The organism is Massilia sp. ZL223 (genome assembly GCF_018119395.1).
Classification (GTDB): Bacteria; Pseudomonadota; Gammaproteobacteria; order Burkholderiales; family Burkholderiaceae_D; genus Telluria.
Map to the genome: position 1 here is coordinate 1 of NZ_JAGPWD010000001.1, position 12,145 is coordinate 12,145.

Here is a 12,145-nt window from a genome sequence, read left to right on the forward strand (position 1 = left end):
TTTTTTGGTTTCGGGGCGCCCCCACAACGTGGGGCCCGGCCGTGCGCGGGCACGACGTTTTTACGCTGACTCAATCTCACGCAATTACTTCATCCACACCGCGTAATTCGTCCCCGACGTCTGCAAGGTCCACCCTGCCCCCGGGCTCCAGCTGTTCGGCCCGATCTTCATCGCCAGCTGCCGCGTGCTGCCCGTAATGATGGCCGCATACAGCCCCTGCGTCGCCTGCTGGATCGCCACTGCCGACGTCGAATGCACCCCCGCCGCCTTGCGCGCCGCCATCAGCGCGGCGATCGGCGTCTTCAGTCCCCAGTTGTAGATGTGCGGGTAGTACACCGTCGGGATGCCCGGATGGCTGAGGATGTAGGCATAGCCCTGCATCACCGCGCCGCACGGCACCGGCCAGTGGTTCTGGCCAGTGCTGCAGCTCTCCGACGGACCGGTGTCGTGGTTGTCGACGAAGGTCACCGACATCGCCGGCCACCAGCCCAGCGCGCCCTGCGGCTTGCCGGCCGAATCCTTCAGGCGCCAGTAATTGCCGTTCGCGAGCGCATCGTTGAGCAGGCCCTTGGTGGTGAAGTCGAAGGCGCCGCAGCTGTTGTTGGTGCCGTTGATCCAGTTCATGATTGCCTGGCGGTGCGGGTTGACGTCGTTCAGGTTCAGGTCCGTCCACAGCTCGCCCACGCAGAACTCGGCCCCGAAGGCGTTCGCGTACTGCCCCGCATAGCTGGCGCCGAAGCCCTTCACATAATCAAAGCGCAGGCCGCTGAAGCCCACCGGCTTGATCGTGGAATTGAGCCAGGTGGTGATGCCGTTCTGGACCTCGCCCACGTTGCGGTGATCGAGGTCGCGCGCGGCGCTGAAGCCGTCGCCGGTGTCGGCGTTACCCAGGCCGCAGTTGCATTCATCGTTGTTGACGATGGCCCAGGTGGTCCAGTTGGGATTGGTGAGGTCGGACCAGCCGGTGGTGCCCACGCGGTGGTTGACGACGACATCAGCCACTGCCTTGATGCCGTTGTTGGTGAAGGCGCGCACCACGTTGGTCAGCTCGGCCGAGCTGCCGTACTTCGAATTCAGGTTGTTCAGCTGGCGCGGCATATAGCCTTCGACCGCCCCGGAATCCGAAGGCGGCGGGAACCAGACGTGGGTGATGCCCATGCCCTTGAGGTCGGACACGTTGTTGAGCAGGGTGTTGTACCAGTTCGGGTTGCTGTAGCGGGCAGAGTTCCAGTGGAAGCCCTGCAGCAGAACAGCCTGGCTGTTGCCGGATTGGGCCGGCGGGGTGGCGGCGCTGGCCTGGATTGACAGGGCCAATGTGGTCATTGCAAGCATGGCGCTGAGGCGCGTTTTTTTCTTCATGTCTCCTCCGAGAGTGTGGTGCGGTTGGTGTGGATTCCTTCAAAAAAAGCAGAAACTACAGGTTTCTTTATTACACGAACATTAGGTAGAAAAACTACTTCACAACTGTCATTACGGCGCGGTTGCCAGCGCGATAATCGCGTTTACCGCACAACGGTGTCAAACGAATTCAACGGTTTTATGTAGTTTCGCTACTTAATTGCGACTTCTGCACCAACGTCCGAATGCAAAAAAAGCGGCGGGCGCTGTCGCGCACCGCCGCAAGGGCAAAACTCCCAAGGGAAAGAAAATCGATCAGTTCTGGGCCAGGGTCTTCCCTTCCACACCGGCGCCGTCCCAGCCGCCGCCCAGTGCCCGGATCAGCGCCACCGTCGTCACCGCGCGATTGCCGCGCAGCTGGACCGCGGTGCGTTCGACCGCGGCCAGGTTGCGCTGGGCGTCCAGAAGCTCGAGGTAGCTGGAGCGTCCGGCGTCGTAGAGCTTCTGCGCCAGGTCGGCCGAGCGGCGCGCCGAGACCAGGGCCGCGTCGATCTGCTCGCCCTGTCCTGCCAGGATACGCAGGCCGGCCAGGTTGTCCTCGACTTCGGCGAAGGCGTTCAGGACGTTCTGGCGATAGGTGCCCACCGATTCCTCGAGCGCCGCTTCGCTGCGGATCACGTTGTTGCGGTTGCGGCCGCCGTCGATCAGGGGCATCGCCAGCAGCGCGCCCGTGACCCAGGAGCGGCTGCTCCACTTGAACACCTCGGAGAAGGTGCCGCCGATGCCGCCACCGGCCGCGCTCAAGGTCAGCGCCGGGAACATCGCGCCGCGCGCCACGCCGATGCGGGCGTTCGCCGCTTCCATCGTACGCTGGGCCGCCACGATGTCGGGACGGCGCTCCAGCAGCGAGGACGGCAGGCCGGCCGGAATGGTCGGCATCAGGGTCGAGTCCAGCAGCGGGCTCGGACCTGCCACGTAATCCGCCGCCGGCTTGCCCAGCAGGACCGCGAGCTGGTGCTCGGTGGTGGCGCGCTGGCGCTGCAGGCCGATGGCTTCGGCGCGCGCCGTGGCCAGCTCGGTGCGGGCGCGCGACAAATCGAACTCGCCAATGTCGCCCAGGTCGAAGCGGCGCTGGGTGACCTTGACGCTTTCCTCGCGCAGGCCGACGGTACGGTTCACGGTCTCGAGCTCCGCATCCAGGGCGCGCAGGCGGAAGTAGGTCTGGGCCACGTCCGCCTGCAGCGACAGCAGCACAGAACGGAAGTTGGCTTCCGAGGCCACCGCATCGCTGCGCGCCGCCGAGACGCCGGCCGCCACGCGGCCGAACAGGTCGACCTCGTAGCTGGCCGTGAGGCTGGCGCTGTAGCTGGTCTGGGCCGGGGTCGGCGTGCCCTGCGGCAGGTTCGCTTCCAGCGGCGCCGGGCGGGCGCGCTGGGCGCCGACACCCACGCCCACTTGCGGCAGGCGGTCGGCGTTGGCGATGCCGGCGATGGCGCGCGCCTGCTTGACGCGGGCGGCCGCCACGGCCAGGTTGGCGTTGTTGGCCGTGGCCTCGTCGATCAGGGCGGTCAGCGCCGAATCGTTGAAGGCCAGCCACCACTGGCCGCGCGGCTGCTGTTCGGCCGGCTGCGCCGGCTTCCAGCGCGAGCCTTCGATGCCGGCCACTTCGGCAGCGGGCTGCGGCGTTTGCGACTCGCGGAATGCTGTCGGGGTGGCGATCTGCGGCTGCTTGAATTCCGGGGTGGCGCAAGCCGTCAGGATCAAAGCCGCTAGCAGCGGGGCCACGCCCCTTGCAATCATCTTATTCATCTTAATGCACTCCTTCCGTGCCATGCGCAGCCGCGTGGGCATGAGCAGGCTTTTCGAAACGCTTGGCCAGCATGCGCAGCAGCACGTAGAACAGCGGGGTCAGGAACAGGCCGAAGAAGGTCACTCCCAGCATGCCCGAGAACACCGCAATACCGATGGCGTGGCGCATCTCCGCGCCGGCGCCGCTCGAGAACACCAGCGGGATCACGCCGGCGATGAAGGCGATCGAGGTCATCAGGATCGGACGCAGGCGCAGGCGGGAAGCTTCCAGCGCGGCGTCGATCACGCTGCGGCCGTGGTCTTCCAGTTCGCGGGCGAATTCCACGATCAGGATCGCGTTCTTCGAGGCCAGGCCCACCAGCACGAACAGGGCGATCTGGGTGAAGACGTTGTTGTCGCCACCGGTCAGCTTCACGCCGATCAGCGCGCACAGGATCGACATCGGCACGATCAGGATCACCGACAGCGGCAGGGTCCAGCTCTCGTACTGGGCGGCCAGCACCAGGAACACCAGCAGCACGCACAGCGGGAACACGTAGATCATGGTGTTACCGGCCAGGATGTCCTGGTAGGTCAGCTCGGTCCATTCGTAGCTGATCCCCTTCGGCAGCACTTCCGCGGCGATCTTCTCCATCGCGGCCTGGGCCTGGCCCGAGGACACGCCCGGCGCCGGTCCGCCGTTCAGCTCAGCGGCGACATAGCCGTTGTAGCGCTGCACGCGGTCCGGACCGTAGGCGTCCTTGATGCGCATGAGCGAGGACAGCGGAATCATCTCGCCCTTGTCGTTGCGGACCTTGAGCTGCTCGATCTGTTCCGGATGCGAGCGGAACTGCGCATCCGCCTGCACACGCACTTGGTAGGTGCGGCCGAACTGGTTGAAGTCGTTCACGTACATCGAGCCCAGGTTGACCTGCAAGGCCTGGTTGATCTCGGCCAGCGACACGCCCAGCTGCTTGGCTTTCACGCGGTCGATGTCGGCGAACAGCTGCGGCACGTTGATCTGGAAGCTGGAGAACACGCCCGCCAGTTCCGGGGTCTGCCAGGCCTTGGCCTGCAGCGCCTGCATCGCCTTGTTCAGTTCATCGTAGCCGAGGTTGCCGCGGTCTTCGACCATCAGCTTGAAGCCGCCGGTGGTGCCCAGGCCGTTGACCGGCGGAGGCGACAGCACCAGCACGAAGGCGTCTTCGACGGCGCCCATGCGCTTGTTGATCTCGGCCGCGATGGCGTCGGCGCTCATGGCCTTGCCCTTGCGCTGGTCGAAGGGCGCCAGGGTGGTGAACACGATGCCGGCGTTCGGCGCGTTGGTGAAGCCGTTGATCGACAGGCCCGGGAAGGCGACCGAGGATTCCACGCCCGGGATCTCCTTGGCGATCGCGGACATCTTGCGGATCACGGCGTCGGTGCGGTCCAGCGAAGCGGCGTCCGGCAGCTGGGCGAAGCCGATCAGGTAGGCCTTGTCCTGCTGCGGCACGAAGCCTGGCGGCACGGCCTTGAACATGAACACAGCCGCCACGGCCAGCGCCAGGTAGACGCCCAGCGCTGCGGTCTTGCGGCGCAGGACGCCCTTCACGCCCACTTCATACTGGTGCGACGAACGGCTGAAGAAGCGGTTGAAGGCGGCGAAGAAGCGGCCGAACACGGCGTCGATCATGCGGGTCAGGCGGTCCTTCGGCGCATTGTGCGGCTGCAGCAGCGAGGCCGCCAGGGCCGGGGCCAGGGTCAGCGAGGCAAAGGCCGAGATCACGGTCGAGATCGCGATGGTCAGGGCGAACTGGCGGTAGAACTGGCCGGTCAGGCCCGACACGAAGGCGATCGGCACGAACACGGCGCACAGCACCAGCGCGATCGCGATGATCGGGCCGCTGACTTCCTTCATCGCCTGGATGGTGGCGTCGCGCGGCGACAGGCCATTGGCGATGTTGCGCTCGACGTTCTCCACCACCACGATGGCGTCGTCGACCACGATGCCGATCGCCAGCACCAGGCCGAACAGCGACAGGGTGTTGATCGAGAAGCCGAAGCCCAGCATCACGGCGAAGGTGCCCACCACCGAGACCGGCACGGCCAGCAGCGGGATGACGGACGCGCGCCAGGTCTGCAGGAATACGATCACCACCAGCGCCACCAGGGCCACGGCCTCCAGCAGGGTGTGGATGACGGAGTCGATCGATTCGCGCACGAACTGGGTCGGGTCGTAGACGATGCTGTAGGCGACGCCTTTCGGGAAGTCCTTGGACAGTTCTTCCATCCTGGCGCGCACATCGCTCGATAGCTGCAGGTCGTTCGCGCCAGGCGCGGCGAAGATCGGGATCGCGACCGCCGACTTGTTGTTCAGCAGCGAGCGCAGCGCATACGAGCTGGAACCCAGTTCGATGCGCGCCACGTCCTTGAGCAGGGTGGTGCCGCCGTCGGTGTTGGTCTTGAGGACGATGTTGCCGAAGTCCTCGGTCGACTGCAGGCGGCCCTGGGTATTCAGGGTCAGCTGGAAGTCGGCGTCCTTGGCGGGGCCCTGGCCGACCACGCCGGCCGCAACCTGCACATTCTGCTCGCGGATCGCGGCGACCACGTCGCCGGCGGTCAGGTTGCGGGCGGCGACCTTCTGCGGGTCGAGCCAGACGCGCATGGCGTAGTCGCCCGAACCGAAGATCTGCACCTCGCCCATGCCCTTGATGCGGGCCAGCTGGTCCTTCACGTTCAGCACCGCGTAGTTGCGCAGGTACAGGTCGTCGTAGCTGCCGTCGGGCGAGTTCAGGTGGACCACCATGGTCAGGTTGGGCGAGGCCTTCACCGTGGTGACGCCGATCTGGCGCACCTCTTCCGGCAGGCGCGGCAGGGCGCGCTGCACGCGGTTCTGCACCGCGGTCTCGGCCTGCTCGACGTCGGTGCCGATCTTGAAGGTCACGGTCAGCGCCAGCGCGCCGTCCGAGGTGTTTTGCGAGGACATGTAAAGCATGTCCTCGACGCCGTTGATCTGCTCTTCCAGCGGCGTGGCCACCGTTTCGGCGATCACTTTCGGGTTCGCGCCCGGATACTGGGCGCGCACCACCACCGAAGGCGGCACCACTTCCGGATACTCCGACACCGGCAGCTTGAAGATCGAGATCAGGCCGCCGACGAAGATGAGCACCGACAGCACCGCCGCGAAGATCGGTTTGTCGACAAAGAATTTAGGGAAATTCATACATTACTCCTTGGCGCCGGCGTCCGCCATGGCCAGTTTGGTGTCCTTGCTGCCGCCCGCCTTGGCTGTCGCGGTCATCGGCACGACTTGCGGGGCGATCGGCGCGCCGGGACGCACGCGCTGCAGTCCGTTGACGACGATCTTCTCGCCCGGCTTCAGGCCTTCGCGCACGATGCGCAGGCCGTCGATGGTCGGGCCCAGCTTGACGGCGCGGTACTCGGCCTTGTTGTCCTTGCCAACCACAAACACGAACTTGCGGTCCTGGTCGGTGTTGACGGCGCGGTCGTTGATCAGGATCTGCGGACGCGCTTCGCCGCCGGCGATTTGCACGCGGGCGAACAGGCCGGGCGCCAGCTGGCGGTCGGCATTGGCCAGGGTGGCGCGCATGCGCACGCTGCCGCTCTGGCTGTCGAGGCGGTTGTCGACGAATTCGAGCTTGCCGCTGTGCGGGAACCCGTCTTCGTTGGCCAGGCCAACCTTCACGTCGACCGCCTGGCCGGCGTGGGCGCGGCGGCTGACGCGCAGGTAGGTGTCTTCGTCGCCGTCGAAGCTGGCGTAGATGCGGTCCAGCGACACGACCGAGGTCAGCACGGCCGACGCGTCGACCAGGTTGCCCAGGGTGATCTCGGCCTTCGACACGCGGCCGTCGATCGGCGACAGCACGCGGGTGTAGGCGAGGTTCAGCTTCGCCGCTTCGTACTGGGCCTGGGCGGCGCGGGCGCTGGCGTCCAGTTCCTTCTGGCTGGCGGCGCGCTCGTCGAATTCGCGCTGGGCGATGGCTTTATCCGCCAGCAGGCGCTCGGCGCGCTGCAGTTCCAGGCGCGCCAGGTCGGCACGGGCCTTGGCTGCCGCTGCGGCGGCGCCGGCGCGGTCGGCTTCGGCCTGGTAGGGGCGCGGGTCGATCACGAACAGCAGGTCGCCCTTCTTCACTTCGGCGCCCGGCTTGAAGTTCACGGCCGTGATGTAGCCCGACACGCGCGGGCGGATTTCGACCACCTCGATCGCTTCCAGGCGGCCCGAGAATTCCTGGGTCTCCAGCACCGGCTTCTCGAGCACCACCGCGGCCGACACCGGCGGTGCGGGAGGCGCCGCCGGGGCGTCATTGCTGTTGGCGTCGGCGCAGCCCGTGAGGCCGGCGCCTGCCAGGCCGGCCACCGCGAGTGCGGCGACCATGATGCGAACTTTGCCCGTCCATCCTTGTTGGCTATTCATGATTAACCTTTCTTATTTAGTACTTGATAAAAGCTTGCGCGGCCCCGCTAGTACGGAAACGCAGGCAAAAAGAGGCCCTCCCGCGCCCGTGGGCACGGTTGAACGTCATTCAGTGGATTAAGTCGGAACGCTAGCTAGCGTCGACACCTTTCGGTGCATATGCGCATGTTGGTCATGGCGAACTCCCTTCATCGAAATCATTGCCTGCAAACCGCAGGTAAAGCGCTACCCCTGCCCTACACTCGGTAAGGCATGTGCGCGGTTCTCTGGAATCGGGGTCGGTGCCCCTTATGGTAGCCGCGCTAGACGGGCGCGCCTCCTTGTCCCTCGAGTCCCGAGAGGAAGATGCTGATCTCGCCCATCGCATGCACCTTGCACGCGCATTCGGTGCGGCCGTTCGGGTCGGTCAGCTGGGCCGGGGGCAGGCGGCGCACCGTGGTGCGCACACCTGCGTTAATCAATTTGGCGCCGTATTGTTCAGCCTCGTCGCGCAATGGGTCGTCTTCGGCCGACAGGATCAGCGCCGGCGGCAGGTTCTTCAGCCGGCTCGACTGCAGCGGCGACGCGTACGGATGGGCGCGATCAGCGGCGTTCGGCAGGTAGCCGCGGTAGGCTTCGGCGCACACGGCGGTCACTTTCTCGCGGTCCGGGCACAGGGTCATCTGGCGCATCGAGCAGGTGGTCAGGCCGGGATCGAGCATCGGCATGATCAAGAGCTGGCCTGCCAGGGACGGGCCGCCGCGGTCGCGCGACATCAGGCCGCACACCGCCGCCAGGTTGGCTCCCGCTTCGATGCCGGACACCACCAGCTGCTTGCCGGTCCAGCCGAGCTTGGTCTTGTTCTTCTTGGCCCACAGCAGGACCGCATGCGCATCCTCGACCGCAGCCGGGAAAGGGCTCACGGTGGCCAGGGTGTAGCGCGAGGCCAGCACCAGCGGCTGGTGGTCGCTTTCGGCGAGCATGCGCAGGAACTCGTCCGCATCGTCCATGTCGTCGGCGATGAAGCCGCCGCCGTGGAAGAACACCACCAGCGTGTCGCGCTTGGGGGCGGGTCCCGCCACGTAGAGACGTGCGCCGAGCGGGCCGGTGGCGCCGCCGACGTCGAGCTCGCGCACCTTCACAGCCAGATTGTCCGGCACCGCGCTCATCGGGCAGCCTCTTGTTCACCAAGTTGAACAATGTTTTCCTGGCCATTGCACTCGCCGGCGCAGGCCATCTGCACCTGGGCGGTCAACGCATGCAGGCCGCGGGCTTCCAGGCCGGCGGCGCGCGAGTAGGCGTCGGTGCCCAGCAGGCCCGCCAGCGCGATTCCGCTGACAGCGACTGCGACCGTGGTGAAGATTCCGTCCCGAATGCTCATGACCAGCTCCGTTAAACGTTGCGTATTTATTTGTTGCGATGCACACATAATAGACATCATCTACAATCGGATAAAGATGGCAATGCCGAATTGATTGTTCGGATTGTTGAACAATGACACCGTTCTGTCATCCGGAGGACAGGAAATGAACAAGTTACAGGCCATGGAAGTCTTCGTGCAGGTGGTCGATTGCGGCAGCTTCACCAAGGCGGCCGACGCCCTGCAGCTGCCCAAGGCGACGGTATCGACCCTGGTGCAGTCGCTCGAAACCACCCTCTCGGCCAAGCTGCTGCACCGCACGACGCGCCAGGTGACGGTGACCTCGGACGGCGCCGCCTATTATGAGCGTTGCGTGCGGATCCTGTCGGACGTGCGCGACGCCGAGGAATCGCTCTCGCGCCACCGCCTCAGCCCGAGCGGCCGGCTGCGGGTCGATGCGCCCACCGGCCTGTCCTCAGAAATCCTGCTGCCCGCCCTGCCCGATTTTTTCGAGCGCTACCCCGACATCACCATGGAGCTGGGCAGCAGCGACCGCCCTGTCGACCTGGTCGAGGAAGGCGTGGACTGCGCCGTGCGCGGCGGCGAGCTGGTCGACCTGAGCCTGATCGCACGCCGGGTCGGCGTGGTCAATTTCGTCACCTGCGCATCGCCCGCCTACATCGAGCGCTTCGGCATGCCGGAACATCCGCGCGACCTGGAACGCCACCGCTGCGTGAATTATTTCTCCGCCAAGACCGGCAAGATCTACAACTGGGACTTCACCCGCGACGGCGAGCGCATCGAGCTGGCGCTGCCGGGCGTGATCGCGCTGAACGACTCCAACGCCTACATCGAGGCCGGCCTGTCGGGACTGGGCATCATCTTCATGGCCGACTACCTGCTGACCGGGCACCTGGCCACGGGCCGCGTGGTGCGCCTGCTGCCGGATTGGCGCTCCGACCCGCTGCCGATCCACATCGTGTATCCGCAGAACCGCCACCTGTCGGCCAAGGTGCGCGTGTTCGTGGAATGGGTGTCCGAGCTGTTCGCCAACAATCCGCATCTGCGCCTGCAGCCGGCCGACAGCGCCTTGAACCCACCGCCCCTGCCGCCGGATGCTTTCCGGCTGGGACAGTCGGTGTAGAATCGGCGCATAACGATAATGCCGGAGACCACCATGGAACATGCATCGCAACCGCGCCAGATCGACATCCTGCTGGCGAAGTATGCGGAGAGCCACCAGAACCCGACCAACGAGCTGATTCACTTCGTCTGCATTCCGGCGATCGTCTTCAGCCTGCTGGGCATCCTGTGGGCGATCCATCCGGTGGTGGCGCTGGCGGTGGTGCTGGGATCGATGGTGTATTACCTCAAGCTGTCGCGTCCCTTCGCCATGGGCATGGGTGCGATGAGCCTCATCATGCTGGCCCTGCTCGCGCTGCTGCCCGGGATGACCGTGCTGCCGGTATCGATCGCGGTCTTCGTCGTGGCCTGGATCGGGCAGTTCATCGGCCACAAGATAGAAGGGAAGAAGCCATCGTTCTTCGACGACCTGCGCTTCCTGCTGATCGGGCCATTGTTCGTCCTGAGCTTCCTGTATCGCCGGATGCGCCTGGCCTACTGAATCATCCACACCACATCGCGCTGGCGGCGGCGGTGCCTCCCCAGCGAGATGCATGCGAGAAAGCCGCGGAGCACGTATACTTCCGCGAATGCCTTCTCCCGTCCTGTTCACCGTCGCCTGCCTGATCTGGGGCTCCACCTTCTGGGCCATCACCTTGCAGCTGGGGCACGTCGCTCCTTCCGTCTCGGTCGCCTATCGATTTTTCCTTGCCGCCGCCGCGCTGTTCGCCGTCTGCCTCGTGCGCCGCGACCGCCTGCTGCTGCCCTGGCGCACCCAGGGCTGGATGGCGCTGCAGGGCTTCCTGACCTTCGGCATTTCCTACGTCTGTACTTACGAGTCCGAGCTGCACGTGGTCTCGGGCCTGGTGGCCGTGATGTTCGCGCTGATGGTGTTCTGGACGCCCATGTGGAGCCGCATCTTCTTCGGGACCGGCATCAGCCGCCGCACCCTCGCCTGCGGCGTGGCCGCGACCGTGGGCGTGGCCTTGCTGTTCTATCATTCGATCGCCGACGCCTGGCGCGACCTGCAATCCGGCGGCGGCGGCGAATTCCTGGCCGGTGTGATCCTGGCCCTGGCCGCCACCCTCGCCAGTTCGGCCGGCAGCATCGTGGTCGGCAAGGTCAAGGAGCAGTGCGCCAACCTGCCGCTGTCCATGGCCTGGTCCATGCTGTGGGGCGCATCGATGGTGGCCGTCTGGTGCGTCGTCAACGGCGACGCCTTCGTGCTGCCCACCGCGCCCAGCTACTGGATGGGACTCGTCTACCTGTCGATCTTCGGCTCGGTGATCGCCTTCTTCGCCTACTTCACCCTGATCAGCCGCATCGGACCGCAGAAGGCCGTGTACATCGGCGTGGTCACGCCGGTGCTGTCGGTGCTGCTCTCGATCCAGCTCGAAGACTACCGTCCCGGCCCGGTCGAATTCCTCGGCATGATCGTCTGCCTGGCCAGCGTGGCCTGGGCCCTGCGCGCACCCGCAGCCAAAAAGGTGCAATCCGCTAACCTGAACAACGCCATCGAAACCCCATGAGCACTGAATCCGTCTTCTCCATCCGCCCCGCCCAGCCTTCGGACGTCGCCCACATCTACGGCATGATCGTGGAGCTGGCCGTGTTCGAGAAACTCGAACACCTGGTGGTCGCCACCGAAGCCATGCTGCACGACGGCCTGTTCGGCGTCCGTCCGTCCTGCGAGGCCATCATCGGCGAAGAGAACGGGAAAGTGGTGGCCTTCGCGCTGTTCTTCCATAACTTCTCGACCTTCCTGACCAAGAAGGGCCTGTACCTGGAAGACCTCTACGTGCTCCAGTCGCACCGCGGCAAGGGCTACGGCACCCAGATGCTCAAGCGCCTGGCGCAAATCGCCGTGGAGCGCAATTGCGGCCGCTTCGAGTGGTCGGTGCTGGATTGGAACGAGCCGGCGATCCAGTTCTATAAGGCGATGGGCGCCGACATCCTGCCGGACTGGCGCATCTGCCGCGTCACCGGCGACACCCTCACCGCGCTGGCCGAACGCCGCTAAACGCTCCACGCAAAGAAAAACCCACGGGGCCGTTGGCGCCGTGGGCGAACCCATTTTTGGCAAAATGGGGAGGGGAGATGGGAATCACTGAATGCACTATAGACGTGCCTCCTTAACGATCCAT

10 protein-coding genes are annotated in these 12,145 nt (G+C 65.5%); 4 read left to right on the forward strand and 6 right to left on the reverse strand.

Going from position 1 to position 12,145, the window contains the following annotated elements:
* Window positions 1–84: 84 nt before the first annotated feature.
* The 6 genes from KBW95_RS00005 to KBW95_RS00030 all read right to left on the reverse strand — a co-directional run bounded on the left by KBW95_RS00005 (window position 85) and on the right by KBW95_RS00030 (window position 8,900).
* Window positions 85–1,359 carry a glucan 1,4-alpha-maltotetraohydrolase domain-containing protein gene (locus KBW95_RS00005; protein ID WP_211523481.1) on the reverse strand — a complete coding sequence of 425 codons (1,275 nt, stop codon included), beginning with the start codon at window positions 1,357–1,359 and terminating at the stop codon, window positions 85–87.
* Between the two features lie 294 nt (window positions 1,360–1,653).
* Window positions 1,654–3,147, reverse strand: a complete 1,494-nt coding sequence (locus tag KBW95_RS00010) for an efflux transporter outer membrane subunit (RefSeq protein WP_211527200.1) — start codon at window positions 3,145–3,147, stop codon at window positions 1,654–1,656.
* A gap of 1 nt (window position 3,148) precedes the next feature.
* Window positions 3,149–6,328: an efflux RND transporter permease subunit gene (locus KBW95_RS00015; RefSeq protein WP_211527201.1), complete on the reverse strand. Its 3,180-nt coding sequence runs from the start codon at window positions 6,326–6,328 to the stop codon at window positions 3,149–3,151.
* A 3-nt stretch (window positions 6,329–6,331) separates the two neighbouring features.
* Complete coding sequence (locus tag KBW95_RS00020) at window positions 6,332–7,540, reverse strand: efflux RND transporter periplasmic adaptor subunit (RefSeq protein WP_211527202.1); 1,209 nt, start codon at window positions 7,538–7,540, stop codon at window positions 6,332–6,334.
* 302 nt (window positions 7,541–7,842) lie between these two features.
* Window positions 7,843–8,688: an alpha/beta hydrolase gene (locus KBW95_RS00025; RefSeq protein WP_211523485.1), complete on the reverse strand. Its 846-nt coding sequence runs from the start codon at window positions 8,686–8,688 to the stop codon at window positions 7,843–7,845.
* The gene (locus KBW95_RS00030) at window positions 8,685–8,900 is read right to left on the reverse strand and encodes a hypothetical protein (RefSeq protein ID WP_211523486.1); all 216 of its coding nucleotides are present in this window, start codon (window positions 8,898–8,900) and stop codon (window positions 8,685–8,687) included. The genes KBW95_RS00025 and KBW95_RS00030 overlap by 4 nt, the downstream gene beginning before the upstream one ends.
* A gap of 145 nt (window positions 8,901–9,045) precedes the next feature.
* Here KBW95_RS00030 and KBW95_RS00035 point away from each other — a divergent pair, with 145 nt between their 5' ends.
* From KBW95_RS00035 to KBW95_RS00050, 4 genes are all read left to right on the forward strand, one after another.
* Window positions 9,046–10,023: a LysR family transcriptional regulator gene (locus tag KBW95_RS00035; protein WP_211523487.1), complete on the forward strand. Its 978-nt coding sequence runs from the start codon at window positions 9,046–9,048 to the stop codon at window positions 10,021–10,023.
* A gap of 33 nt (window positions 10,024–10,056) precedes the next feature.
* Complete coding sequence (locus KBW95_RS00040; protein WP_211523488.1) at window positions 10,057–10,503, forward strand: DUF962 domain-containing protein; 447 nt, start codon at window positions 10,057–10,059, stop codon at window positions 10,501–10,503.
* An 88-nt stretch (window positions 10,504–10,591) separates the two neighbouring features.
* On the forward strand, window positions 10,592–11,530 hold the full coding sequence (locus tag KBW95_RS00045; RefSeq protein ID WP_211523489.1) for a DMT family transporter: 939 nt from the start codon (window positions 10,592–10,594) through the stop codon (window positions 11,528–11,530).
* Window positions 11,527–12,021, forward strand: coding sequence for a GNAT family N-acetyltransferase (locus tag KBW95_RS00050; protein ID WP_211527203.1), 495 nt, complete (start codon window positions 11,527–11,529; stop codon window positions 12,019–12,021). Before KBW95_RS00045 ends, KBW95_RS00050 begins: the two co-directional genes overlap by 4 nt.
* Window positions 12,022–12,145 lie beyond the last annotated feature (124 nt).